Origin of the sequence: Arthrobacter crystallopoietes (assembly GCF_002849715.1) — a bacterium.
Taxonomy (GTDB): Bacteria; Actinomycetota; Actinomycetes; order Actinomycetales; family Micrococcaceae; genus Crystallibacter; species Crystallibacter crystallopoietes.
In genome coordinates, this window is record NZ_CP018863.1 from 1689630 (window position 1) to 1712986 (window position 23357).

General features: G+C 65.8%; 24 protein-coding genes, 3 tRNA genes and 1 pseudogene. 21 read left to right on the top strand and 7 right to left on the bottom strand.

Annotated features, from left to right (window positions below):
- Window positions 1–133: 133 nt before the first annotated feature.
- Window positions 134–1162 (top strand): hypothetical protein, encoded by a 1029-nt coding sequence (locus tag AC20117_RS08050; RefSeq protein ID WP_236777466.1) that lies wholly within the window; start codon window positions 134–136, stop codon window positions 1160–1162.
- Window positions 1163–1396: 234 nt separating this feature from the next.
- On the opposite strand, the gene AC20117_RS08055 is transcribed toward AC20117_RS08050, so the two are convergent.
- Complete coding sequence (locus AC20117_RS08055; RefSeq protein ID WP_074700167.1) at window positions 1397–2677, bottom strand: DUF445 domain-containing protein; 1281 nt, start codon at window positions 2675–2677, stop codon at window positions 1397–1399.
- Window positions 2678–2782: 105 nt separating this feature from the next.
- Between AC20117_RS08055 and AC20117_RS08060 the strand changes: the two genes are divergently transcribed.
- The 5 genes from AC20117_RS08060 (at window position 2783) to AC20117_RS08080 (ending at window position 7431) form a co-directional block, all read left to right on the top strand.
- Window positions 2783–3655: a glycerophosphodiester phosphodiesterase family protein gene (locus tag AC20117_RS08060; protein WP_074700166.1), complete on the top strand. Its 873-nt coding sequence runs from the start codon at window positions 2783–2785 to the stop codon at window positions 3653–3655.
- A gap of 54 nt (window positions 3656–3709) precedes the next feature.
- Window positions 3710–5935 carry a glycoside hydrolase family 15 protein gene (locus AC20117_RS08065; protein ID WP_236777467.1) on the top strand — a complete coding sequence of 742 codons (2226 nt, stop codon included), beginning with the start codon at window positions 3710–3712 and terminating at the stop codon, window positions 5933–5935.
- Between the two features lie 26 nt (window positions 5936–5961).
- A complete protein-coding gene (locus tag AC20117_RS08070) occupies window positions 5962–6768 on the top strand; it encodes an AzlC family ABC transporter permease (RefSeq protein ID WP_074700165.1) in 807 nt (268 codons plus the stop codon).
- Window positions 6765–7076 carry an AzlD domain-containing protein gene (locus AC20117_RS08075; protein WP_074700164.1) on the top strand — a complete coding sequence of 104 codons (312 nt, stop codon included), beginning with the start codon at window positions 6765–6767 and terminating at the stop codon, window positions 7074–7076. Before AC20117_RS08070 ends, AC20117_RS08075 begins: the two co-directional genes overlap by 4 nt.
- A gap of 88 nt (window positions 7077–7164) precedes the next feature.
- Complete coding sequence (locus AC20117_RS08080) at window positions 7165–7431, top strand: DUF1876 domain-containing protein (RefSeq protein WP_074700163.1); 267 nt, start codon at window positions 7165–7167, stop codon at window positions 7429–7431.
- A gap of 78 nt (window positions 7432–7509) precedes the next feature.
- Here the strand turns inward: AC20117_RS08080 and AC20117_RS08085 are convergent, their stop codons facing one another.
- Window positions 7510–8649, bottom strand: a complete 1140-nt coding sequence (locus AC20117_RS08085; protein WP_074703134.1) for an acetate/propionate family kinase — start codon at window positions 8647–8649, stop codon at window positions 7510–7512.
- A 114-nt stretch (window positions 8650–8763) separates the two neighbouring features.
- On the opposite strand from AC20117_RS08085, the gene AC20117_RS08090 reads away from it, so the two are divergent.
- The 3 genes and pseudogenes from AC20117_RS08090 (at window position 8764) to AC20117_RS08100 (ending at window position 10720) form a co-directional block, all read left to right on the top strand.
- The gene (locus AC20117_RS08090) at window positions 8764–9093 is read left to right on the top strand and encodes a thiamine-binding protein (protein ID WP_074700162.1); all 330 of its coding nucleotides are present in this window, start codon (window positions 8764–8766) and stop codon (window positions 9091–9093) included.
- Window positions 9090–9788: pseudogene (locus AC20117_RS08095) on the top strand (O-methyltransferase). Before AC20117_RS08090 ends, AC20117_RS08095 begins: the two are co-directional and overlap by 4 nt.
- 77 nt (window positions 9789–9865) lie before the next feature.
- Window positions 9866–10720 (top strand): spermidine synthase, encoded by an 855-nt coding sequence (locus AC20117_RS08100; RefSeq protein ID WP_074700161.1) that lies wholly within the window; start codon window positions 9866–9868, stop codon window positions 10718–10720.
- Between the two features lie 268 nt (window positions 10721–10988).
- On the opposite strand, the gene AC20117_RS08105 is transcribed toward AC20117_RS08100, so the two are convergent.
- Window positions 10989–12449 (bottom strand): NCS2 family permease, encoded by a 1461-nt coding sequence (locus AC20117_RS08105; protein ID WP_074700160.1) that lies wholly within the window; start codon window positions 12447–12449, stop codon window positions 10989–10991.
- 73 nt (window positions 12450–12522) lie between these two features.
- Between AC20117_RS08105 and AC20117_RS08110 the strand changes: the two genes are divergently transcribed.
- A complete protein-coding gene (locus AC20117_RS08110; RefSeq protein ID WP_236777468.1) occupies window positions 12523–13146 on the top strand; it encodes a copper resistance CopC family protein in 624 nt (207 codons plus the stop codon).
- 1 nt (window position 13147) lies between these two features.
- Here AC20117_RS08110 and AC20117_RS08115 read toward each other — a convergent pair whose 3' ends face one another.
- The gene (locus AC20117_RS08115) at window positions 13148–13696 is read right to left on the bottom strand and encodes an FAD-dependent monooxygenase (protein WP_074700159.1); all 549 of its coding nucleotides are present in this window, start codon (window positions 13694–13696) and stop codon (window positions 13148–13150) included.
- A gap of 199 nt (window positions 13697–13895) precedes the next feature.
- On the opposite strand from AC20117_RS08115, the gene AC20117_RS08120 reads away from it, so the two are divergent.
- Window positions 13896–14909, top strand: a complete 1014-nt coding sequence (locus AC20117_RS08120) for a universal stress protein (RefSeq protein ID WP_074700158.1) — start codon at window positions 13896–13898, stop codon at window positions 14907–14909.
- A gap of 25 nt (window positions 14910–14934) precedes the next feature.
- On the opposite strand, the gene AC20117_RS08125 is transcribed toward AC20117_RS08120, so the two are convergent.
- The 3 genes from AC20117_RS08125 to AC20117_RS08135 all read right to left on the bottom strand — a co-directional run bounded on the left by AC20117_RS08125 (window position 14935) and on the right by AC20117_RS08135 (window position 18124).
- Complete coding sequence (locus tag AC20117_RS08125) at window positions 14935–16542, bottom strand: C40 family peptidase (protein WP_139186762.1); 1608 nt, start codon at window positions 16540–16542, stop codon at window positions 14935–14937.
- Between the two features lie 281 nt (window positions 16543–16823).
- On the bottom strand, window positions 16824–17756 hold the full coding sequence (locus AC20117_RS08130; protein WP_074700157.1) for a cation diffusion facilitator family transporter: 933 nt from the start codon (window positions 17754–17756) through the stop codon (window positions 16824–16826).
- 2 nt (window positions 17757–17758) lie between these two features.
- Complete coding sequence (locus AC20117_RS08135; protein WP_236777554.1) at window positions 17759–18124, bottom strand: metallopeptidase family protein; 366 nt, start codon at window positions 18122–18124, stop codon at window positions 17759–17761.
- A gap of 108 nt (window positions 18125–18232) precedes the next feature.
- Between AC20117_RS08135 and AC20117_RS08140 the strand changes: the two genes are divergently transcribed.
- The 10 genes from AC20117_RS08140 to AC20117_RS08185 all read left to right on the top strand — a co-directional run bounded on the left by AC20117_RS08140 (window position 18233) and on the right by AC20117_RS08185 (window position 23354).
- A tRNA-Glu gene (locus AC20117_RS08140) sits at window positions 18233–18305 on the top strand.
- Between the two features lie 84 nt (window positions 18306–18389).
- Window positions 18390–18463 (top strand) — tRNA-Asp (locus AC20117_RS08145).
- A 57-nt stretch (window positions 18464–18520) separates the two neighbouring features.
- Window positions 18521–18596, top strand: a tRNA-Phe gene (locus AC20117_RS08150).
- A gap of 147 nt (window positions 18597–18743) precedes the next feature.
- Window positions 18744–19367 carry a hypothetical protein gene (locus AC20117_RS08155; protein ID WP_139186761.1) on the top strand — a complete coding sequence of 208 codons (624 nt, stop codon included), beginning with the start codon at window positions 18744–18746 and terminating at the stop codon, window positions 19365–19367.
- A gap of 70 nt (window positions 19368–19437) precedes the next feature.
- A complete protein-coding gene (locus tag AC20117_RS08160; RefSeq protein ID WP_074703131.1) occupies window positions 19438–19929 on the top strand; it encodes an Asp23/Gls24 family envelope stress response protein in 492 nt (163 codons plus the stop codon).
- A 32-nt stretch (window positions 19930–19961) separates the two neighbouring features.
- Window positions 19962–20153 carry a DUF2273 domain-containing protein gene (locus tag AC20117_RS08165; protein ID WP_074700154.1) on the top strand — a complete coding sequence of 64 codons (192 nt, stop codon included), beginning with the start codon at window positions 19962–19964 and terminating at the stop codon, window positions 20151–20153.
- The gene (locus AC20117_RS08170; RefSeq protein WP_074700153.1) at window positions 20150–20542 is read left to right on the top strand and encodes a hypothetical protein; all 393 of its coding nucleotides are present in this window, start codon (window positions 20150–20152) and stop codon (window positions 20540–20542) included. The genes AC20117_RS08165 and AC20117_RS08170 overlap by 4 nt, the downstream gene beginning before the upstream one ends.
- Window positions 20539–21171 (top strand): Asp23/Gls24 family envelope stress response protein, encoded by a 633-nt coding sequence (locus tag AC20117_RS08175; protein ID WP_083339668.1) that lies wholly within the window; start codon window positions 20539–20541, stop codon window positions 21169–21171. The genes AC20117_RS08170 and AC20117_RS08175 overlap by 4 nt, the downstream gene beginning before the upstream one ends.
- Window positions 21168–21779: a hypothetical protein gene (locus AC20117_RS08180; protein ID WP_074700152.1), complete on the top strand. Its 612-nt coding sequence runs from the start codon at window positions 21168–21170 to the stop codon at window positions 21777–21779. The genes AC20117_RS08175 and AC20117_RS08180 overlap by 4 nt, the downstream gene beginning before the upstream one ends.
- 216 nt (window positions 21780–21995) lie before the next feature.
- Window positions 21996–23354, top strand: coding sequence for an ABC transporter substrate-binding protein (locus AC20117_RS08185; protein WP_074700151.1), 1359 nt, complete (start codon window positions 21996–21998; stop codon window positions 23352–23354).
- Window positions 23355–23357 lie beyond the last annotated feature (3 nt).

Genomic DNA, 23357 nt, shown 5'->3' on the forward strand with positions numbered 1-23357 from the left:
ATACTGCGGTACTTTCCTCAGCATACTGATGTTGTTGCCGCGCCGGGGAAAATTGCCGGTTCCCGGCGTGCTGCGGAGCCGGTGATCTAGTGTTAAGGCGAACGGCCATGTCCGCTACCTCAAGGAGGACTTCGTGGCGAAGAACAGGAAATTCAACCCGGCGGTCAAGATGGCTGCCGGTGCGGCTTTTGACGAGAAGGGCAATCCCAAACCGGCTGTTGCCAACGGAATCATGAAGGCCCTGGACGTCCAGCGCCCGCTGGTCCTGGCCAACCTGAACCGGCTGCGGAGCAAGTACCCGGAGGCCTCGCCGGCCGAGCTGTCCGCGAAGCTGGAGAAGTACTACCTTTCCGCCATCACCGGCGGCGGTGCCGCCGTTGGCGGATCCGCGCTGATCCCGGGCGTGGGCACTATCGCCGCCCTGGGGCTTTCCGCCGCTGCGACCGTAGGGTTCCTGGAGGCGACCGCGCTCTATGCCCAGTCCATTGCCGAGCTGCACGGTATCCACACCGACAACCCGGAACGGTCCCGCACCATGGTCATGGCCATCCTGATGGGCGAGGAAGGCAGCGCCCTGATCCGCGAACTTGCCGGCCAAACCAATGGGCGGAACAAGCCGGGCCAGGCATGGGGCAACGTCATCGGGACCATCATGCCCGCGGGCATGATGGGCACCATCATGGACAGCATGCGACGGCGCTTCCTGAAGAAGTTCCTGGCCAAGCAGGGCACGGCCCTGCTCGGCCGTGCTGTGCCGTTCGGCATTGGGGCCGTGGTGGGCGGTGCCGGCAACCACATGATGGGCCGCCGCGTCATCGAGTCCACCCGCGAGGCCTTCGGCGAGCCGCCGCTGACCCTGCCGATGTCCCTGGTGGAGGAGCTGGCCCAGCGCAAGCACCTGATTCCGCGAAGGAACCTGATGCCGGGCAGGCGCAGGGAGCTGGCTGCCGGTGCTGCAGGCGCGGGCGCTGCAGGCGCGTCCGGCGGCGCAGCTGCACGGACGGCGGTGGGTGCCACGCCGTTGTCCACGGCGCATGGCGGACCTGAGTCCTCCCAGTCGCCTCGGCCCGAGGATCTGGCGGCGTCACCGGGGCCGGACCTGCCGGCCGAGACGGACCCGCAGACCGGGCAGCACCGCGGAGCCGAGCCGGACGACGTCTGAGTAGGCCGCGCGCTCCGGCGCCGGCGTCCAGTCCTCTCTACCGGTTTCGCTTCGGATCGGGAACCTGCCGTGTCCGCGTATCGGCGGCAGATTCCCGAATCGCAGCGGATCCCCCGAATTGTAGCGAAACCGCGCCCGCTGGGGCTCCCCGAAGGGCGCGTGCTCCGCGACGCTCCGGAGCCTGGGCTCATTCCGCAGCCCGCGCCCGTTCCGGAGCGCATGCCCAATGCGGAGCTAACCGAAGATGGCGTGGGCGATGGCGAAGATCACCAGGCCGGCCAGGGAACCGACTACCGTGCCGTTGATCCGGATGAACTGCAGGTCCCTGCCGACCTGCAGTTCGATCTTGCGGGAGGTTTCCTCGGCATCCCACCGCTCCACCGTTTCGGTGATGACGGACGCGATCTGGGTCCGGTAGGTCCGGACCAGGTAGCCAGCGGCCTCCTCGATCCAGCCGTCCACCTTGGCGGCGAGTTCCTTGTCCGTGGCCAGCCGGTTGCCGAAGTCGCGGACGGCTGTGGTGAACTTGCGGCTGAGCTCGCTCTGCGGATCCTCGACGGCCTCCAGCAGGGCGCGCTTGAGGGTGTCCCATGTCCGGACTGCCAGCTGGCGTACCTCCGGATCGCCCAGCGCGTTCTTCTTGAGGTTCTCCACCCGGGCGATCATGTCCGGATCGGTCTGCAGATCCTGGGCCAGCGACTGGAGGTAGACGTCCAGCTGCTGCCGGACCTGGTGCTCCGGGTCCGCCTGCACGGCCGCAATGAACTTGTACAGCTCGAGGTGGACTTTGTCGCCCATCAGCGAGTCCACAAAGGAGGGAACCCAGGTGGGGGAGCGGTCCGCCACCAGCCGGGCCACCGTTTCCTGGTTGTCCAACACCCAGTCCGCCGCGCGGTCCAGCAGCAGGTCCACCAGTTTGAGGTGGTGGCCGTCGTCGAGCAGCCGTTTGGCCAGCTTGCCCAGCGGAGGGCCCCATTCCGGATCCAGCAGGTGCCGCCGCGCCATCGACTCGATGACGTCCTGGACGTCCTCGTCGTTGAGGACCAGCATGGCGGCGCGGATGGCGGTCGCACCTTCCCGGGCCACCCGGTCCGCATTTTCGGGCCGCGCCAGCCAGGCGCCGGTTTTCGCGGAGACGCCCAGCGAGGCGATCTTGGTTTTGACCACCTCCTCGGAGAGGAAGTTCTCCTCCACAAAGGAGCCCAGGCTGGCGCCGATCTGGTCCTTCTTGCGCGGGATGATCGCCGTATGCGGGATTTTCAGGCCCATCGGGTGCTTGAACAGCGCCGTGACCGCGAACCAGTCCGCGAGTGCGCCCACCATGCCGCCTTCGGCAGCGGCACGGACGTACTGCAGCCAGGGATACTGCTCCTGCAGGGCGAACGCCACGATGAAAATCACCGCCATGAGCACCAGCATCCCGGTGGCCAGGCGTTTCATTTTCGTGAGCCCGGCGGCGCGTTCGGCATCCCCGATAACGCTGCGGCCGTCGTCGTACATCAGCTGTGTGCTCATCTGGCCTCCGCGGCAAAAAAAGTTCTGGGACCGGTCAAGCTAAGTTAACCAGTCAGTCGTGGTGAAAGCGGGTTCCGGCCGGCAAATTCACGTACGGTGAAAACCATGAAGCACAAGATCTTCGCCCATCGCGGTTCCAGCGAACAGTACGCGGAAAACACAAGGGCCGCCTACCTGCAGGCGATTGCCGACGGCGCCGATGGGCTTGAGTGCGACATCCACCTGACGGCGGACCTGAAACTGATCTGCTTCCACGACTTTGACCTGGACCGCACGTCCACCGGAACCGGCCACGTTGCCGACCATACGCTGGAAGAGCTGCTGCGGCTGGACTTCTCGTCCTGGCGCGGCGTGACGATTCCACCCGAGTACGGCGGGGTGGCCGACCAGTTGCTCACGCTGGACGCGCTGATCGACCTCATGCGCGAGGCCGGCCGTCCGCTCGACCTGGCGATCGAGCTCAAGCATCCCAGCCCGTTCGGCCAGACCCTCGAGGATGAACTGCTGAAGTACCTGATGGCGGAGGGATGGGACCCGGAGACGTCGACGCTTGGCAACCTCAAGCTCTCGTTCATGAGCTTCCACCCCGACGCGGTCAAACACCTGGAAGACCATGTGCCCACGGACCATCTGTGCCAGCTGCTGGACAACATCGAGGCCGAAGAGATCAAGAGTTCGCTCTTCATGGGTTCCCTGACGGTGGGCGCCGTGGTGGCACTGTTGCGCAGGGCACTGTCCGAAGGCGAGGCGCTGATCGAACAGCGGGCCGTGGGGATGGCCGGGCCGGGCATTGACTACATCAGGTCGCACCGTCCGCTGATCGAGCGCTGGCTCGCGGCGGGTCTGCGCTTCAGGGTCTGGACCGTCAATGATCCGGACGACGTCAGGCTTTGCCACGAGCTGGGGATCCACGAAATCACTACCAACCGGCCCGTGCAGGTGCGGCAACAGCTGGAACAGTTGGCGGCCGGTTCCTGAGCTGCGCGAACCAGACCGTAGCACCCCTGCTCCTGCCTGTGGTTGAGTGGAGAAATGGCATCTCCAATTGAGGACTACGCGCTCATATCGGATCTGCACACGGGGGCGCTGGTCTCCCGGGCCGGCAGCATGGACTGGCTGTGCTTCCCCCGCTTTGATTCAGACTCCACCTTCGGGGCACTGCTGGGCACGCCGGAACACGGCCGCTGGCTGCTGGCGCCGGATGGCAGCCACGAGCAAACCGGCGTGCCGTTGGGCACGGGGCCGGCAGGGGAAACGGCCGGTCAAGGTGCCGGGCACGCCGAGGTGACCGGAGGCGCCGGCAAGGAGATCGCCCCCGATACCGCCGCGAGCGGAGCCGACGCGAAAGCCCGGGACCGGGACGGATCCACTGAGGGCCAGGCCGCTGCTGGCGGCACAGCCACGGCAAAAGTCGCTGGCCAGGTCTATGACCGGGACCTGAACCAGGACCCGGAGCTGAAGCCGGCCGGAGGCGGCACCACCACGGAGGCCGCGCACTACGGCGGCGAGGTCCGCGGGCAAGCCAAAGACCCGCGCGGAGAGCATGCCCTGCGGGAAGAATCCGTCCATGCCGAGGCAGGCAAGCCCACCGGGGCAGACGAGCAAGCGGAAGCCGAACGCAAGAAGCGCGCCGGGGCCCCCGTCGTCGTCGAACGCAGTTACATAGACTCCAGCTTTGTGCTCCGCACGCATTGGAAGACGGATACCGGCGAAGCAACCATCACTGAATTCATGCCGGTGGGAGACCGCCGCGCTTCGCTGGTCCGCCGGGTGGAGGGTATCTCCGGCACCGTGACGATCAGCCAGGAGATTGTGGTGCGGTTCGGCTACGGCGTTGTGGTGCCATGGGTCAACCGGGTCAGGAATGCGGACACGGACGAGGAGTCCATTGTCGGCATCGCCGGCCCGGATGCCGTAGTGCTGCACGGATCCAACCTCCCGCATCCCCGGAATCGCCGGCATCTGGGCCAGTTCGAAGTCAAGGCAGGCGAATCGGTGGATTTCGAGCTGTGCTGGTTTCAATCGCACCGCGAGGTGCCGCCCATGATCGATGTGGACAAGGCGCTGGAGGAGACCCTGAAGTACTGGCAGGACTGGTGTTCGCGCTTCCCGCCGCAGGGCGAATACCACGAGATGGTCAAGCGCTCGCTGCTGGTCCTGCGCGCGCTGACGCATGAGACGACCGGCGGGATCGTGGCCGCTCCCACGACGTCGCTGCCCGAGCATTTCGGCGGGGAACGCAACTGGGACTACCGGTACGTCTGGCTGCGGGATGCCGCCCTGACGCTGGAATCCATGATGACTCACGGCTATGAAAAAGAGGCGCTGGAATGGCGCAACTGGCTGCTGCGTGCCGTCGCCGGCGACCCGGAGGACCTACAGATCATGTACGGCCTGGCCGGTGAGCGCCATCTGCTCGAGCGGGAGCTGGACCAGTTCCCCGGCTACGCGAACTCGAAGCCGGTGCGGATCGGCAACGGCGCCGTCGGGCAGTACCAGGCGGACGTGATCGGCGAGGTCATGGTGGTGCTCGAGAAACTGCGCAATATGGGCGGTACGGAGGACCACTTCTCCTGGCCCCTGCAGAAGGCGCTGCTGCACTACATCGAGAAGCACTTCGACAACAAGGACCACGGCATTTGGGAGATGCGCGGCAAGCAAAGGTATTTCACCCACTCGCGCGTAATGATGTGGGCTGCCTTCGACCGCGGCGTGCGCGCCGTGCGCGACCACGGGCTGGACGGCGAGGCGGAGCACTGGGCGGAGCTGCGTGACGAACTCCGTGAGGAGATTATGGAGCAGGGGTTCAACAGGGAGATCAACTCCTTCGTCCAGACCTACGGCAGCATCGAGGTGGACGCCTCCCTGCTGGTGATCCCCCAGGTGGGCTTCGTAAAGTACGACGACGACCTGATGCTGGGTACTGTGGCGCGCCTCGAGCAGGAGCTCGTTGATGAGTTCGGCTTGATCCTGCGCTACCGGACGGAAGCCGGCATGGATGGCCTGGAGCCGGGCGAGCACCCATTCCTGGCCTGTTCCTTCTGGCTGGTGGAGCAGTACGCCCGGTCCGGCCGGATCGAAGACGCCCGCGAGCTGATGGACCAGCTGGTGGGCTACGCCAACGAGCTCGGGCTGATGGCCGAAGAATATGACCCGGTGAACAAGCGCATGGCGGGCAACTATCCGCAGGCCTTCTCGCACCTGGCCCTCATCCGGGCCGCTGACGCCATCAACGGCCACGCGCAGGAGGCTCTGTAGCGCCTGTGGAGGACTAGTCTGGTGGGGTGAAGTTTTTGCAGTCCCCCGCGGTGAAGGTGGGGCTTTCCATCGCCATCGCCACCGGGCTCTACGGGATCTCGTTCGGCGCCCTGTCCGTGGCGTCAGGCCTGGATTTCTGGCAGACCATGGCCCTGAGTTTCCTGCTCTTCAGCGGCGGCTCGCAGTTCGCCTTCATCGGCGTCATCAGCGGCGGCGGCACCGGCATTGCGGCCATGAGTGCCTCGGCCCTGCTCGGCATCCGCAACGGGATCTACGGCATGCAGATGAACGCCCTGCTGTCGCCGCGGCACTGGCGGAAACTGCTGGCCGCCCAGGTCACCATCGACGAATCCACCGCCACTGCCTCTGGGCAGACCGACCCGGGCGAGCAGCGCCGCGGCTTCTGGACCGCCGGGGTGGGCATCTTCCTCCTGTGGAACCTCTTCACCGCCGTGGGCGCGCTCGCCGGCAACGCCTTGGGCGATCCGAAGCAGTGGGGACTGGACGGGGCGGCCGTGGCGGCGTTCCTGGCACTGCTGTGGCCCCGGCTCAAGGGGAAGGAACCGGCCGCGATCGCCGTCGTCTGCGGTTTGGCCACGCTGCTGGCCGTCCCCTTCCTGCCCAGCGGCGTGCCCATTCTGGTGGCCGCAGGCGTCGCCGGGGTCATCGGCTGGTTCGCGCACAACCGCGTTCCCGCCGGCATGGCCCCGGACATCGAACCCTACGACGAGCCGTACTCCGAGCACGACTGCCACCACATGGTGCTGCCAGAAGACGCTACGGCCAGCCGCGGCCGGGGCAAGAACGGCCCGGACCAAAGGAGGCCCGAATGAGCCTGTGGTTCTGGATTCTCGTCGCGTGTGTGGTCAGCTACGCCACCAAGCTCGTGGGCTATCTGGTGCCGGCGAAATGGATGAAGAACGAACGGATGTCCCGCGTTGCCGCCACGCTGACCATCGGCCTGCTGGCCTCGCTGACGGTGGTCAACGCCTTCTCCTCCGGCCAGCAGCTGACCTTCGATGCGCGCGTGGGCGCACTGCTGGCGGCCGCGGTTGCCCTGGCGCTGCGCGCGCCGTTCCTCGTCGTCGTCATCGCCGGCGCCGCTGCGGCGGCCCTGCTCCGCCTCGCCGGCTGGGGTTAGACAGCACCGGCAAACTCTGTGCCCGCAGACCCTTGACGCAGTTCTCATGGCGTCGGAAAGTGGGGGGTGTTAAGAGGAGGCGGTGACCATGGAGGAAAAACGCTGGTCGGTGGAGATCGTCATCGACGAGTACGAAGGGAAAACGCGGGCCGAAGCCAAGTTGAAGGCGGACGGCGGAGGAGATCACCGGGGCATCGGGTTGGCCCGGCTCAATCCAATCGACTCCGACGTCCCCAAGATCGGCGATGAGCTGGCCGCTGCACGGGCCCTGTCGGACCTGGCGCATCAGCTGATCGAAGCCACGGCGTCGGATATCGAAAACTCGACCAAGGAGCGGGCGCACCTCAAGGGCTGACAGGGAGCGCAGCCCGCGAGGCATGCGCTGCGCTGATTCAGGACCGTGCTGATTCGGAACGGCCCTGGCTAATCATGGCTAATTGCCCTGAATAACGACGGCGGCCGCCTCGGCGATAACCTTTTCTTCGTCCGTGGGCACCACCAGGACAGGAATGGCGGATCCGGCGTCGCTGATAACGCACGCCTCCTGCGGATCGTCGGCCGCCGCGTTGGCCTCACTGTCCAGGGTGATGCCCAGTGCACCGAGGCGGTCGACGGCGAGGGCGCGGAACGCGGCGGAATGCTCACCGACGCCGGCCGTGAAGACCAGAGCCTGGGCGCCGCCGCAGGCAACATGGTAGGCGCCGACGTACTTGGCCAGTCGGTAGCTCGCCACCTCGAGCGCCAGGACCGCCTTGGCGTCGTCGTTGTTTGCTGCTTCGACGATCCTGCGCATGTCGCTCTCCCCGGCCAGAGCCTTTAGGCCGGATTCATGGTTGAACAGGTCCTGCAGGTCGTCCGGGGTCCGGCCGGTCTGCTGCAGGAAGAGCACCAGCCCGGGGTCCAGATCGCCCGGCCGGGTGCCCATGACCAGGCCCTCCAGCGGGGTCAGCCCCATGGAGGTGTCCACGCTTTGCCCGCCGGCGATGGCTGTGGCCGAGGCGCCGTTGCCCACATGCGCAATCACGGCGTTGAAGGAACCGAGCGGGATGCCGAGCAGCCTGGCCGCCTCCCCGGTGACGTACTCGAAGCTGCTGCCGTGGAAGCCGTACCGCCGGATGCTGTGTTCGCGGTACAGCTCATCGGGCAGCGCATAGCGCCAGGCGTGTTCGGGCAACGTGCGGTGGAAGGCAGTGTCGAAGACGGCAACCTGCGGAATGTCCGGCCACTTCCTGCCGATCGCCCGGATGCCTTCGGCGTTTGCCGTGTTGTGCAGCGGGGCCAGCGGGCTGAGGCGCTCGATCGTCTCCAGCACCTCGGGCGAAATCAGCACGGGCCGGTCATAGTCCTCGCCGCCGTGCACCACCCGGTGGCCCACTGCGTCAATCTTGCGGGAGCCAAGCTGCCGGTCCAGCTCCTTGGCCATGGCCTCAAGGGCGTCGGTGTGGTCGCGGACTTCGCCGTCGCCGATCTGCCCGATGCTGCCGTCGGCCAGGACGGCACTGTCCTCCGAAGGGAACTCGCGCACCTGGTACTTCAGCGACGAGGAGCCGGAGTTGATGACGAGGATCAGCATAAAACGTGCCTCCCGGGAAGAGTGGTCCATCCCCATCCTGCCAAAGCCCGCCGCCACGGACTACCGCCACGGCAAAGCCTGTTGCACCGCAGGTGGCTGTGTAAGACTGGGCTCATGCTTGTAGCCTTCTCAGTTTCTCCATCCGGGGCGCCTGCCACAGGGCCCGCACCGCACGACGCTTCGGTCCACGGGGCCGTTGCCGCCGCCGTGAAAATCGTCCGCGAATCGGGCCTGCCCAATAAGACGGATGCCATGTTCACCACCATCGAAGGTGAGTGGGACGAGGTCTTCGACGTTATCAAGCGGGCCACGGAAGCCGTCGGACAGTTCGGCGAGCGGGTCTCGCTGGTCCTGAAAGCGGACATCCGGCCCGGCTACTACGGGGAACTGACCGGCAAGGTGGAACGGCTGGAAGCAGCCATCACCGAACAGGACAGCGCATGAACGCCGGGCCGGAAGAGCGCTGGGTGGAGGTGGAGGAGTACCTCACCGCCACGCTGGTCGGCGAAGACGAGGCGCTCGCCGCGGCCCGCGACGCCACCGCGGCCGCCGGAATGCCGCACATCGAAGTGGCCGCGCCGCAGGGAAAACTGCTGATGCTGTTGGCCCGGTTGACCGGGGCCCGGAAGGTGCTGGAAATCGGCACCCTGGGCGGCTACAGCACCACGTGGTTGGCGCGCGGCTTGCCGGACGACGGCGAAGTGGTCACCTGCGAGTACGAGGCGCGCCATGCCGAGGTGGCGCGGGGGAATCTGGATCGGGCCGGCGTCGGCGGCTAGGTCAGCATCCGGGTGGGCGCCGCGCTGGACACGTTGCCGCAGCTCGAGGCTGAAGGCGCGGGCCCCTTTGACCTGGTCTTCATTGACGCCGACAAGGAAAACAACGCCAATTACGTCAACTGGGCGCTGAAGCTGACCCGCTCCGGCAGCCTGATCGTGGTGGACAACGTGGTCCGTGGCGGCAGCGTGCTGGATGCGGACCAGGCCGGCGCGGGCGGGGACGATGCGGAGGCGGCGGCCATCCGTGGCACGCGCGATGCGTTGGCGTTGCTGGGCAGCGATGACCGGCTGGATGCCACGGCGCTGCAGACCATCGGTTCCAAGGGCTGGGACGGCTTCGCCTTCGCGGTTGTGAAGTAGACGGTTTCCGGCAGGAGCGGCGGACGTCTTACGATCAACGGTATGACTGCGCCTGATTTCGCCGACCGGAACGGCTGATGGGACGGCGCAACCGCGGCCGGAATCCCGAGCCGGCCGCTGCTGCTGCCGGGCCCGCCGAAGGCCGGTACGAGATTTCCTCCGGCGTGGCCGAACTGGTCCGGGACGCCGACGGAACGGACGCCTGGCTGCTAAAGATCAACGGCGTGCAGTCCTCGCATGTGGTGATCGGCGAGCCCGAGCGGCTGGACTTCGAGTACATGCGCTGGATGGCGGCGCTGATCGAGTCGCACTGGCCGGCAACGGGTTCCCTGCGCGCCCTCCACCTTGGCGGCGGCGCCTGCTCGATGGCCCGTTACCTCGCGTCGCGCTACCCGGACGCGCGGCAGGTCGTCGTCGAAATCGATGCGAAACTGGCCGAGCTGGTTCGGCAGTGGTTCGATATCCCCAAGGCTCCGCTGGTGCGCATCCGTGTCGGCGAAGCCCGGGAGGTCACCGAATCGCTGTCCGAAAACAGCCGGGACCTGATCATCCGGGACGTCTTCGCCGGCAGCCAGACCCCGGACAGCCTGGTCACGTTGGAGTTCACCCAGGCCGCCCGCCGGGTGCTCGCACCGGGCGGAATCTATCTGGTCAACTGTGGGGACACGCCGCAGCTGCTGCGCGCCCGCGCTGAGGCCGCGACCATCTCAAGCGTCTTCGAACATACCCTGATCATCGCGGACCCGCCTATGCTTAAAGGACGGCGCTATGGCAACGTCATTATCGCCGGCAGCGACATTCCGTTCGGCGACGACCCGCAGCTCGTGCGGGCCCTGCTGGGCGGCGCAGTCCCGGCCCAGCTCTGGGGCCGTGAGGAAGTGGCAAAGTTTTCCAGAGGCGTTGCCGTTCTGCAAGACCCGGCAAAGAATTAGGATCGTTTCACCGATAGTTGTGACTTGTCAGCAGGTTCTGTATTACATTAGGAAACGAACGGTCATGGGAGACCGTAAAGGCCCGGGAGGGAGCCGCTTGCGGTGAACTCTTCGGAGGCAGACCGGGGACAAAAATCGGCTTCGACACTATGGATGGTGGCTGGAGCACCCTGTCTGCTCAACCGGACCTGATCCGGTGCCGGATGCCGGGAGCTGAAGCCTAATCCCCCCAAGTTAGGCCCAGCCCCGGCATCTCGGTTTTAATCCGTCAGGCCATGCCCAGGAGCTGCTCGATCGGCCCGATCCCGAAGAAGATCACGAATGCCGCGGCAACCGCCCACATGAGCGGATGCACGTCCTTGGTGCGGCCCTGCACGGCCCGGATGATGACGTAAGCGATGAAGCCGGCGCCCAGGCCGTTGGCAATCGAGTAGGTGAACGGCATCAGGGTGAAGGTCAGGAAGGCCGGCAGTGCCACGCCCCAGTCCGACCAGTCGATCCGGCCCACCTGCGACACCATCATGAAACCAACGACGACGAGCGCCGGAGCCACCGCCTCGAACGGCACCAGATAGATCAGCGGTGTGAAGAACATCGCCACGACGAAGAGCAGGCCGGTGACGATGCTGGCCAGCCCGGTCCGGGCGCCTTCCCCGATCCCGGCGCCGGATTCAACGTAGATCTGGTTGGAGGAAACCGAGGCTCCACCGCCGGCGATGGCGCCGGCCGCATCGACCAGCAGCACCCGGTCCACGTGCGGGATGTTGCCTTCCTTGTCGGTCAGGCCGGCCTCGTTGGCCAGGCCCACCATGGTGCCCATCGCATCGAAGAAGATACTGAGCAGGATGGCGAAGGCCAGGAGGCTGGCGGCCGTGACACCGAGTTCGCTGAACGCGCCGAAGACGTTGACCTGGCCGATCAAGCTCAGGTCCGGGGCGCTCCAGTCCGGCAGGCTCGGCGTGACAAGCGACCAACCGGTGGGTACCCCGGCGCCCTGGGAACCGGGATGGGCAACGGCCTCCACGATCAGGGCGAAGACGGTGGCGGCCACGATGCCGATCAGGATGGCGCCTCTGACCTTGCGCACCACCAGGGCCATGGTGAGGACCAGACCGAAAATGAAGACCAGAGTGGGCCAGCCCATGAGCTTGCCGTCGAAGCCCAGCCCCACGGGTACGGTCGTGCCGGCAACGTCGGGCACGCGGCGGACGAAGCCGGCGTTGACCAGGCCGATCAGCGCGATGAACATGCCGATGCCGACCACGATGGCTGTTTTCAGGCTCGCCGGAACAGCCCGGAAGACGGCCGTTCTGAAGCCGGTCAGCACCAGGATCAGCATGGTGACACCGGAGAGCACCACCAGACCCATGACATCGGGCCAGGTGAGGCCGGGGTTGCTGGCCACGGTGACCGCAATGAACGCGTTGACACCTAGGCCGGTCGCGAGGGCAAACGGATACTTCGCCCAGGCTCCCATGACGATGGTCAGCACACCGGCCACCAAGGCGGTGACGGCAGCCACGCGCGCACCACCGAGTTCATCTCCGTTGGAGTCTGCGCCGCTGAGAATCAGCGGATTGAGCACCACAATGTAGCTCATGGCAAAAAAGGTAGCCAGACCACCACGGATTTCACGCGAGAAGTCGGAGCCTCTTTTGGTGATCTCAAAATAGTTGTCTACCTTGGCCAGGAAGCCCTGTTTGGTCTGTACATTTCCCTGTCGGGGCATGGAGAGGTCCTCCGCAGATGTGTTGGGATGGCGCGTTTCCCATGAATCCTAACCCTCGACGTAGGCTGGAGGAGTGAAAAAGCTTCTCCTGAGTGCCTCCGCAGCCGTTAGGTTAGTCACGGCTGTGCTGGTGGCCGCCGCCTTCGTACTCTTTCCCGCCGCCGGGGCGCAAGCCCACGATGAACTTCTCTCGCACACTCCGGAAGACGGTGCGACGGTGGAGACCATGCCCGAGGAGCTGACGCTGACCTTCAGCAACGTCCCCGTGGCGCTGGGTTCCGTAGTGCAGATCCAGGATTCGTCGGGAACCAACTGGGCCGACGGCGAGGTGCAGATCACGGACACCGAAGTCAGCCAGCCGATCAGGGCGGATGCGCCCGCGGGCGAATACTCTGTGGTGTGGCGTGTGGTGTCATCCGACGCCCATCCGATCGAAGGGAACTTCACCTTCACCGTGGAATCCGGCGCAGCGGGCACAGAAGGTGCCAGTGCCAGTGCCGGCGCGGGCACGGATGCCGGTGCGGGAACCCCGGAGCCTATCGAGACGCAGGAAAATCCGGCTGACGCGCCGGCGGGCGTAACGGTAGCCGGCCAGACGGTACCGTGGAGCGTCCTCGGCATGGTCGCCGCGCTCGTGGTGCTTGGCGTCGTCATCGGGGTGACAGCGAAGCGCCGTCTCGGCAAGGGCGGCGAGTAGCTCAGGCGGTAAGCATGCGGCCGCCGGCAATGGCGTCGCCGACCAGTTTGGCCTGCCGGACAATCTCCCTGGTGCTGGGCGTGAGCAGATCGGCCACGCCCACCAGGTAGAGGCCCAGGGACTTCAACGATGTCCGCAGGTCCTTGCCGAGGCTGAGACCAAGGCCGCGCAGGAACCGGCGGACCTGGTTCTGCGGGCAGTCCGTGAGCACCACCGACTCCGCCTGCAGGATGCCCTGCTCCGTGTGGATGACCCACTTCTGCTGCGGATCCCGGCTCAGTTTGCTGGCCATGGTGCTTGGGCGGACGTCCAGGCAGTGGCTGTTGGCATAGCCGCGGAGCAGCCGCAGCAATTCCGAGCGTTCCGTCAGCGAGACCGAGTCCGTCATGACACTCCTGCGCTTGCCGGCGGTGCCCATGCCCTCCAGCACAATGGAGGCAACGCCGTGCCTGCTCAGTTCACTGGCCACGGCGAGGCCGGGCAGGCCGGCACCGATGACGACGGTGGTGGTGGACTCGATCGGTACGTCTGCGGGGCACACAGCACTCACCGTACAGCCTCCTTGAACGGGTAGGAGAGTGCCACGGCGGCGGGATCCGCATCGGGCACAGGTCACAGGCCGAGGGAGAGCTCGACAGCGATTTCTCGAAGCCTATCCAAATTTGCCCTCCCTGAGAAGAGGCTTCTCTGGGAGTAAGCTGAGAGTAGATGGCAACGGAGCAGTTGCCCCTTCGAGGGAGGCGGGAGCAATGACAAACGCAACACCCGGTAATGCCAGCCACGGCGGAACGCCCCGCGGAATCGTGGTTGGTGTGGACGGTTCGGACCAGAGCCACTGTGCGCTGGTGTGGGCAGCCCAGGAGGCACAGAAACGCCGGACCCCGCTGCATGTCATCACCGCCTATACCGTTCCCGTTTTCGCCGCTTCGAGCATGGATGCCGGCTACGCCACCTTGGATGATGCGGTGATCCGCGAGGGCGCGGAAGCCGTGCTTGAGCAGGCTGTGGAGAAGGTTGACGGTTACGGCGTCGAGGTCCACGCCACAGTGGAAACCGGGGACGCCGCCGGGGTGCTGCTGGAACTGTCCGAAGAGGCGGAGCTGGTAGTTGTGGGTACGCGTGGGCGCGGCGGCTTCATGGGCCGGCTGCTGGGCTCGGTCAGCAGTGCCGTCCCGGCGCACGCCCATTGCCCCTCGGTGACCATTCCGCTGGCCTGCGCTCCGCGGCTCGAAGGCGTGGATTTCGAACTGCCCAAGACCAAGGACATTCCGGTCAAGCCCGACGACGTGGAAAAGGTTGTCCTGGTCGGCGTCGACGGCTCGGAGCAGGCGCGCATGGCCACGCTCGTTGCTGCCGAGCAGGCCGCGCGCTGGGGCCGGCCGCTGCGTGTCATCTGCGCACTGCCGCCCTTCACCGGTTCGCTGGCCTGGGTGCCTGCGCCGCTGGACCGGGAAGCGCTGTACGCGGATCTCCGGTCACAGCTGGATGCCGGCGTCGCTTGGCTGCGCAGCCACTTCCCCGGCCTGCAGATCAGCGGCGAGGTCCAGGACGGCTCTCCCGTGGAGTTGCTCATCGAAGCCACGCGGACGGCAGAACTGCTGGTCATGGGTACGCGCGGACGCGGCGGGTTTGCCGGTATGCTCCTCGGTTCTACCAGCCAGGGAGTCCTGCATCATGCCAAGGGCCCCGTCATGGTGGTGCCGGATGCCCACGATCCGCGGCTCGACGACCGCAAGAAATTCGGTCCGATGCCGGAGGAATGATCCTGCCCTGTCCGTAGCCCCGGCTTTAGGTCCAGCGGGCTCCATATCCATGCAGTTTGCCGTACATGTAGCCAATGGGCGTGACGCGCAGGCCGTCGTTCGGGTTCATGGCGTGGACCACCTGGCCGCCGCCGATGTAGAGCGCCACATGCCAGAAGTTTCCTTCGGTGCCCCAGAACACCAGGTCTCCGGGCTGCAGATTGCCCAGCGAAACCTTGTGCGGTGCCAGGTCATATTGTGCCGTGGCCGTGCGCGGAATCCACTTGCCCGCCGTGCCGAAGGCCTGCTGGGTCAGGCCGGAGCAGTCGAATCCCCACGGCCCGTTTCCGGCCCATTCGTAGAAGGACTTCTTGTTTGAGGCCTTGGCGGTCGCGTAGTTGATCGCGGTCTGCGCCATGGAGTAATTCGGTGCGGGTGCGGGAGCCGGCTCCTGCTTCGGCGGAGCCGGTTTCGGCGAAGGCTTGGGCGCCGGTGCGGGCGCCGGTGGCGGCGGCGCGGGGGCCGGCGCCGGTGCAGGTTCGGGCTCGGGCGCAGGCTGCGGTGCGCGGTCCGGGGCAGGTGCCGGCGCGGCAGCAGGAGGAGCCGGGGGAGCCACCGGTGCGGAAGGCGCCGACGGGGTGCTGGGGGCGGCCGGAGCCGGAGGAGCCGGGGCCGGAGTGATGCCGTCCGCAGCCGGAACTACCGTCACAGGTATCTGGGCCGGGCTTCCGGTATTGCCGGACGCTGGTTGGTTGGCGGCTGCTGCTGGCTGCGCGGCTGCCTGGCGTTCGGACTCGGCCACCAGAGCCTCGAACTGGCGTTGCTGCTCCGTTTCTTCCAGTGCGGCGATCCGCTGGTTCTCCTCGGCCACGCTGGTGTCGCGGAGTTCGGCCAGATGGTCCAGCAGGATCTGGCGCTGTTCCTCCTGTTTGCTGACGAGCTGTTCATGGGCCGCGCTGGCAGCCTTGGCGTTCGACTCCGCGGCCTTGGCCGCGGCAGCCGCGTCCTGGGCGGCTTCTTCGGCTTCCGAGACGTGCAGCTCCCAGGCTGTCCACAGCTGGGCCGCCTGCTGGGCGGCGGTCAGGGTCTGGAACCGGTTATCGGACAGCGCATCCAGAGTGGACGCCTTATAGAGCACTTCATCCGCATCGGCGCTGGCCAGCAGGGAGCTCAAGCCAGGGTTGACGCCGCCATTGCGGTACAGCTCGCCCGCGAGCTGACCCACCTGGTCCTGTACGGCTTCGAAATATTCACCGGCCTGCTTCGCCTTGCCGCGTGCGTCCTCCAGTTCGGACGTGCGGTCCTGCTGGATGAGCAGGGCGGTGCTGTAGTTGTTCTGCGACTGCATCGTCTCGTAGCGGGCGCTTTCCAGCTCCCCGCTGGCCGTGCGCAGCTGCTCTTCGATCCGTTCGACGAGTGCCTTCGTCGCCTCGGCGTCCCCCTTGGCGGCGTCAATGTCTTTGTCGGTCAGGACGGGTTTGGCGGGAACCTGCAGTGCGGACACCGAGACCTGCGGCAGCTCGCCCGTGGGTGCCGCGACGGCCGGAGGCAGGCCGGCTGTGGCGAGCAAAGCGACAGTGGCAGCCGCCAGCGAAATGGTGTGCACCGGCGTCGTGCGTTTTGAACGGGCAGAGCGCCCCTCAGACATCCCCATGTGTACGGTCCCCCAGCTGCAAATGAGCAATGAATGCACGCGTTCAGGAACGGCCGATCACGGGATCGAGGCGGTCTCGGGCTTCGAAAGAAGGCCGAACGGGAGACCGGTCTGCATTCACAACTCCTTGAGAATATGCATCCCTAGTCACTTTGGCAACATTTGTCCCAGTAGAAACAGTAGTAACAACAGTGTAGTTCTACCTCATTTATGCAGGGCGTGTCGCAGAAAGGGACGTGCCTTTGCCGGGGAAATCCGCAGGAGCGGCACCGGCAGGAACGTTAGTCGTGGTGGCGGGTTTCGTGGTCAGCGTGGGAAACCGGCTCGATCTGGAACGTGCAGTGTTCAGTATCGAAATGGCTGCCCAGGCACCCGGAAAGCCGGTCCAGCACGCGGTCGATCCCCTCGGCGTGAAGGGTCTCGTCGGCCACCACCACGTGTGCCGAAAACACCGGAACGCCGGACGTGATGGTCCAGATGTGGATGTCGTGGACGTCCACCACGCCGTCGGCGCTCATGATGTGCTCGCGGATGCTGGCCACATCCACGTTCTTTGGCGTCGCCTCAAGCAGCACATTGACGACGTCGCGCAGCAGGCTCCAGGCTCGCGGCAGGATCATCACGGCGATCAGGATGGAAGCGAACGTGTCCGCCTGGACGAAGCCGGTCAGGGCAACAACGACGGCGGCGACAATCACCGCGACCGAGCCCAGCAGGTCCCCGAGCACTTCAAGATAGGCGCCGCGCACGTTGAGGCTTTCCTTGTGTCCGCCCTGGAGGATCAGCAGGCAGACGAGATTTGCGACGGCGCCGAGTACGGCCGTCAGGAGCATCGCGCCGGTATGGATCTCCGGCGTCTGCCCGAACCTGCGCAACGCCTCCAGGAAAATGATGACCGCAATGACGATCAGCACCACGGCATTGGCCAGTGCCGCCAGGACTTCGGCGCGCTGGTAGCCGTAGGTGCGTTTGTCCGAGGGCGGACGCGTGGCAATCCACGCGGCCATCAGGGCGATCGAGACACCTGCCGCGTCGGACAGCATGTGGCCGGCGTCGGCCAGCAGGGCCAGGGAGCCGGAGATCAAGGCGCCGATAACCTGGATGACCACCACGGCAAGGGTGATGGCGACTACCCAGATGAGCTTCTTGCGGTGTTTGGCGGTCGCGGTGCCGGAAGCGGGCAGACGGTGACTGTGTCCATGGCCGTGACCCATGCTCAGCCCCAACCCAATTCGTGCAGCCGCTCGTCGGCGATGCCGAAATGGTGGGCCACCTCGTGGATCACGGTGACCAGGACCTCGTGGATGACCTCGTCGCGGCTCTCGCACATCCGCAGGATCGGTCCGCGGAACACGGTGATCCGGTCCGGAAGCGAGCCGGCGTCCCACCAGTGGTCCCGCTCCGTCAGGGGTGTCCCTTCGTAGAGGCCGAGCAGTTCCATCTCGGGATCCTCCCACGGCTGCGGGGTGTATTCCTCCTCGACAAAGATGCCCACGTTGCTCATCTCGCGGGCGATCTTGTCCGGTATCTGATCGATCGCGTCGTTGACCGCGTCCTCGAAATCCGGCAGGGACATTTCCATCGGCACGTATCGACTCTACCCGTGCCAAAAACCCGTTTTGGAAAATCCGGATCTAGGCTCTATAGTTTTATGAGTCCACAGCGGGTAACAATCCGAAGTGGTCCTAAGGCCCCCATCGTCTAGCGGCCTAGGACACCGCCCTTTCACGGCGGCGGCACGGGTTCGAATCCCGTTGGGGGTACTCAGTAAGCTGATTTCCAGTCAAGCGGACGTGGTCAAAACCGCTCCAAAAGACTGGTAAGATGAATGCTGGCAAAAAAAGCAAGGCCCTGTAGCGCAGTTGGTTAGCGCGCCGCCCTGTCACGGCGGAGGTCGCGGGTTCGAGTCCCGTCAGGGTCGCTCTGGTTTTCTAGAGTGATTTAGAAAGTCAACGGTGATCATCGTCAGATGTTCCCAGGCTCTGTAGCTCAGTTGGTAGAGCGTTCGACTGAAAATCGAAAGGTCACCGGATCGACGCCGGTCGGAGCCACCACTTAGATCCCCGCCTTCACGGAAGCGCGGGGTTCTTTCATTTAACACCGCCCTCGCCGCATCCGGCCCGCAAATTATCGGGGATATCCGCCCAGCACGGCTGAAACGTTCCCATGGTCTTCACAGAGTGGCCCGGTACCCTATTTGCGTGGGTACGGCACTATTTTCATTTGGCAGGACAGGACTGTTCCTGGCGAAGGCCGCGGTCATTTTCATGGCCGCCGTCGTAGGACTGACTTCCTGCACCGCCTTCCCGCAGTCCCCATCCGAGGCCTCGGCGAGACTAACGTCGCCCGGGGTGGGCGAACCGGACCCATCGCTTGAAGCGGAAGCCGGACAGCCGCCGTCGTCCGCTTCCGGCTCCGGAACATTCGGCGATGGGGGAGCCGGGCTGCCGGCCGATGAAATGCGCTCGGAGAGCCCGGACGGTTCCAGCAGCAATCCTGATGATTCCGCCCTGTCCGAGGACACCGGCAAATGGGGAAGTTACGGCACCAGGACCGAAGCCTGCACGGCCGTGGCGGCCAAAGTCGCCGTCCTGATGCTGGCACCGCTGAGCTTTATTGCGGGCGTGGACGAGGCACGGCTGGACGAACTGCAGGCCGAGGTCGAGGATCTGCGGGACAAGGCGCCGGCCGAGCTACACGACGAGCTGGACGAGGTTGAAGCGGAGCTGGCCAAGCACGAGGACCTGACCGATTTCGACGACGAATCATTCCGGGAAGCGGTAGAGCCCATCCAGGAGTGGCTGAAGTCCAACTGCACCTTTTAACCGGGCGCTCCCGCCGTCGGCCATACGCGTTAGGCTAGCTTCAAGAGAAAGCATGGCGATGGGAGAACAGGTGGAGAACCAGAATCCGGCAGGTCAACCGCCGGCGTACCAGCCCGCCATCCCCGACCCTGCCCTCCAGGAGCCGGCCTTGCACAAGGCAGGTCCGGAGGCACCCGGCCGGACAACCATCTCGGACACTGCTGTAGCCAAGGTCGCCGCGGTGGCGGCACGCAGCGTCAGCGGTGTCTACGCACTGGGTTCGGGCACGGCCCGCGCACTGAGCGCGCTGCGCGACGCCGTGGGCGGCAGCGATATCGGCCAGGGCGTCCGCGTGGAGGTGGGGCAGACCCAGGTGGCCGTGGACATCAATCTGGTGGCCCAGTACGGGGTGCCGTTGCAGCAACTCGCGCAGAAAGTCCGTGCGGCGGTCTACAGTGCCGTGGAGCAGTTCGTCGGGCTGGATGTCATCGAAGTCAACGTGGAAATCAACGACGTTCATGTGCCCGGCCTCAATGACCCGAAAACGACGGCGGAGAAATCCGCCAGGCAGCCGGCCCCGTGAGGGCCGTTGGAGAACCTGGAGGCAGGCCAAAAATGAGCAACACCGTAGTCGGCATGGCCGTGGGCGCGGCCCTGGCCTGGGCGGCACTGGTATTCGAATTCTGGGGCTTCCTGCTGATGGCCGTATTCCTCGCCGTCGGCGCCCTGATCGGCCGTGCCGCGGACGGCAAGCTCGATCTGCGCGGTGTCCGCGACGCGCTGACCGGACGCCGCTCCTCTTCATGACTGCCGCTGATGCCGCGGTTCCGGCCCGCGGAGCAGAGCGCAGGCTCGCCGGACACAACCGCGTCAGCACGCAGGCCCTGACCAGCACCGCCCAAGGCGTGGCCGGGGAAGTCCTTGGCGTTGCCCCCACGCTCATCCGGGCCAGCTGGCGGGACGACCAGGGCTATCTAGCGCTCTCGCTGGCCCTGCCGATCGGCATTCCCTCGCTGACTCGCGTCCTGCAGGACCCGCAGCTGGTGGCTGGCTTCGGCGGCTCGATCTGGGAGCGGGTGCACGCCGCCAAAGGGGAAATCCTGGACCGGGTCACGCGCATCAGCGGATCTACGCTGAGCCGGGTGGATATCCGCGTGACCGGAATCCGGATCCAGGGCGGAGGCCGCGTCCGATGAGCGGCACCGACTACCAGGAACACTATGACGGCCCGGCCACTGCCTACGAGGCGGGGGACCGCTTCAACGACCGGCTGGCTCTGCGCGAAACCCGCAGTTCCCGTGCTCCGGCGGCGATCATCGCCGCGGTCCTGGTTTCGCTGATCTGTCTCTACGTCCTGCTCGAAGCCGCGCTGAAAGCCATCGGGCAACCCGCCTGGCTGCTGGAGCCCCGGGACTTCGCGGCCTGGCTGAACCGGCTGCCGGAGAACGTGCCCACGCTGATCCTGGGCACCAGCGGCGTGCTGATCCTCTTCGCCGGCCTGTTCTTCTTCCTGCAGGGTGTCCTGCCCGGCCATCTGCACCGCCACGTCCTTCCCAGCCGGCGCGGCATCGCCGTCGTAGACGACGAAGTTCTGGCCTCGTCGCTGGCGCGGCGCGCGCGGACCCGGGCGAATGTGACCGAGGAACAGGTACTCGTGACGGTTTCACGCACACTGGTGGAGGTCCAGCTGCGTCCCACTTCCGGCATTCCCGTGGAGGCATCCGCCATCCAGTCGGCGGTGGAGGACGAGTTGCAGCGTTCCCACATCGATCCCATGCCCGAGGTCCGGGTCAGAGTTTCGACGTCGGGAGTGGTGGGCCAATGAATGAGACTCCGCGGGTGCTCAACCGCGTGCTGCTGGTCCTGATCGGACTGCTGCTGATCGGTGTGGGCGCCACCACCGTGGCGCTGGCCGCGGTTCCGGCCCTGGCCGGCAGTTGGCATGCGCTGACGCGCCGGGCCGGCGCGGGCATCGAAAACTTGCTGGCCGCGACCACTTTGCCGGGCCAGCGGGACAGCTGGCTGTGGATTGTGCTGGCACTGCTGATGCTGGTGCTGATCGTCCTGATGGTCGCCTGGGTGGCGCAGCAAGGCAAGGGCCGCGCGAGCACCCTGGCCGCGGATTACAACGACGACGGCGGCCCCGGCACCGTTGAGCTTGGCGCTGCGGTGGCGGAGCAGGCGCTGAAGAGTGCCCTGCTGGAGCGCGAGGAAATCCTGCATGCCAGCGTCGCCACCTACGAGTTCCGGGGCACACCGGGCCTGCGTATCAGGGTGCTGCCGCGCAAGGGTGTGTCGCCATACCTGGTGGCCGAGCAGGTCTCGCACCTGGTGGAAGCGCTGGACCTGGTGATCGGCCGGGAGACTCCTGTGGTCATCAGCATCGGTACCAGTGCGCGTGCCCGGTTGGGGCGCACCGAGCGCGTCCACTGATCCTCCGCTGGTAGTTCTGCCGGGGTCCTGCCGAGGCCCGGCGCCGGCAGCCCCGGGTGGCTTGGGTCACAATTCGGCATCAAAGCCTACCGGCCGGTAAAACGTTCTTGTCTTGCGTAGCGTAAGCGTTTACGTTTCAGATACCCGATCCACACTTGGTGGCTTACTGCTGCTTTGTCCAGTTCACTCGCGGCCACCTGACAAAGGAGTCACATCATGGGATTTGTCCGCTCGAAAAAGGCAGTTCTGCCGTTGGCAACACTCAGTGCGCTGGCCCTCACCCTCTCCGCCTGCGGCCCAGGCGGCGGTTCAGAAGAGGGAGGAGGCGGCTCGGAGGCAGCCGCGGACTGCAATACCTACGAGACCTACGGAACGTTCGACGGCGCCGAGGTCAGCGTGTACTCAACGATCACCGATCTCGAAGGGGAGCGCCTCGAGAACTCCTGGGTGGACTTCGAAGAGTGCACAGGGATCGACGTCGTGTATGAAGGCTCCAACGAATTCGAGACCCAGATCGGTGTGCGCGCCCAGGCCGGAAATCCGCCGGACGTTGCCATCATTCCGCAGCCTGGCCTGCTGGCAGCCCATGCCAAGGCAGGCTACCTGAAGCCGGCTCCAGCGGAAGTCGAAGCACTCGTGGATGAAAACTGGTCCGAGGACTGGAAGGGCTACGGAACCGTGGAAGGCACCTTCTACGCGGCTCCAATGCTGGCCAGCGTCAAGGGGTACGTCTGGTACGTACCGTCCACCTTCGAAGAGAAGGGCTGGGAAGTCCCGCAGACCTGGGACGAAATGATGACCCTGTCCCAGACCATCGCGGACGAGGGCACCATGAAGCCCTGGTGCGCCGGTTTTGAAGCCGGCGAGGCCACCGGCTGGCCGGGCACGGACTGGGTAGAGGACGCGGTGCTGCGCCAGGCCGGCCCGGAGGTCTACGACCAGTGGATCAGCCACGAGATTCCGTTCAACGACCCGCAGATCGCCGACGCGTTCAACGCCGTGGGAGACATCGTCAAGAACCCGGACTACGTCAACGGCGGCTTCGGCGACGTCCGCTCCATCCTCTCCACCACAGTCGAAGAGGGCGGCCAGCCGGTGCTCGACGGCAACTGCGCCATGCACCACCAGGCCACCTTCCAGGCAGCCAACTGGCCGGAGGGCACCACCGTGGCCGAGGACGGCGACGTCTGGGCCTTCATCACTCCCGGTGAGGAAGCCGGCGCCGGCGCGATCACCGGTGGCGGCGAATTCGTTGCTGCCTACGCGGACCGCGAAGAAGTATCAGCGTTCCAGCAGTACATGGCCTCGGCGGAATTCGCCAACAACCGCGTGCAGCAGGGAGCGGCCATCAGCGCCAACAAGGGCCTGGACCCGTCGCTGGCGCAGAACCCGCTGGACCGGCAGTCCATCGAGCTGCTGCAGGATGAAAACACGGTGTTCCGCTTCGATGCCTCGGACCTGATGCCCGGAGCGGTCGGAGCCAACTCCTTCTGGAGCGGCATCGTCGAGTGGATCAACGGCAAGTCCACCGAGGAAGTACTGGATTCCATCGAATCCAGCTGGCCCAGTGAGTAACTG

Bases quoted from the DNA above. Each gene is read 5' to 3' on its own strand.
- AC20117_RS08060 (WP_074700166.1), top strand. From the start codon at position 2,783: ATGAAGCACAAGATCTTCGCCCATCGCGGTTCCAGCGAACAGTACGCG.
- AC20117_RS08170 (WP_074700153.1), top strand. From the start codon at position 20,150: ATGACTGCCGCTGATGCCGCGGTTCCGGCCCGCGGAGCAGAGCGCAGG.
- AC20117_RS08125 (WP_139186762.1), bottom strand. From the start codon at position 16,542: ATGGGGATGTCTGAGGGGCGCTCTGCCCGTTCAAAACGCACGACGCCG.
- AC20117_RS08185 (WP_074700151.1), top strand. From the start codon at position 21,996: ATGGGATTTGTCCGCTCGAAAAAGGCAGTTCTGCCGTTGGCAACACTC.
- AC20117_RS08165 (WP_074700154.1), top strand. From the start codon at position 19,962: ATGAGCAACACCGTAGTCGGCATGGCCGTGGGCGCGGCCCTGGCCTGG.
- AC20117_RS08090 (WP_074700162.1), top strand. From the start codon at position 8,764: ATGCTTGTAGCCTTCTCAGTTTCTCCATCCGGGGCGCCTGCCACAGGG.
- AC20117_RS08175 (WP_083339668.1), top strand. From the start codon at position 20,539: ATGAGCGGCACCGACTACCAGGAACACTATGACGGCCCGGCCACTGCC.
- AC20117_RS08085 (WP_074703134.1), bottom strand. From the start codon at position 8,649: ATGCTGATCCTCGTCATCAACTCCGGCTCCTCGTCGCTGAAGTACCAG.
- AC20117_RS08080 (WP_074700163.1), top strand. From the start codon at position 7,165: ATGGAGGAAAAACGCTGGTCGGTGGAGATCGTCATCGACGAGTACGAA.
- AC20117_RS08180 (WP_074700152.1), top strand. From the start codon at position 21,168: ATGAATGAGACTCCGCGGGTGCTCAACCGCGTGCTGCTGGTCCTGATC.
- AC20117_RS08135 (WP_236777554.1), bottom strand. From the start codon at position 18,124: ATGGAAATGTCCCTGCCGGATTTCGAGGACGCGGTCAACGACGCGATC.
- AC20117_RS08130 (WP_074700157.1), bottom strand. From the start codon at position 17,756: ATGGGTCACGGCCATGGACACAGTCACCGTCTGCCCGCTTCCGGCACC.
- AC20117_RS08105 (WP_074700160.1), bottom strand. From the start codon at position 12,449: ATGCCCCGACAGGGAAATGTACAGACCAAACAGGGCTTCCTGGCCAAG.
- AC20117_RS08120 (WP_074700158.1), top strand. From the start codon at position 13,896: ATGACAAACGCAACACCCGGTAATGCCAGCCACGGCGGAACGCCCCGC.
- AC20117_RS08055 (WP_074700167.1), bottom strand. From the start codon at position 2,677: ATGAGCACACAGCTGATGTACGACGACGGCCGCAGCGTTATCGGGGAT.
- AC20117_RS08100 (WP_074700161.1), top strand. From the start codon at position 9,866: ATGGGACGGCGCAACCGCGGCCGGAATCCCGAGCCGGCCGCTGCTGCT.
- AC20117_RS08075 (WP_074700164.1), top strand. From the start codon at position 6,765: ATGAGCCTGTGGTTCTGGATTCTCGTCGCGTGTGTGGTCAGCTACGCC.
- AC20117_RS08065 (WP_236777467.1), top strand. From the start codon at position 3,710: ATGGCATCTCCAATTGAGGACTACGCGCTCATATCGGATCTGCACACG.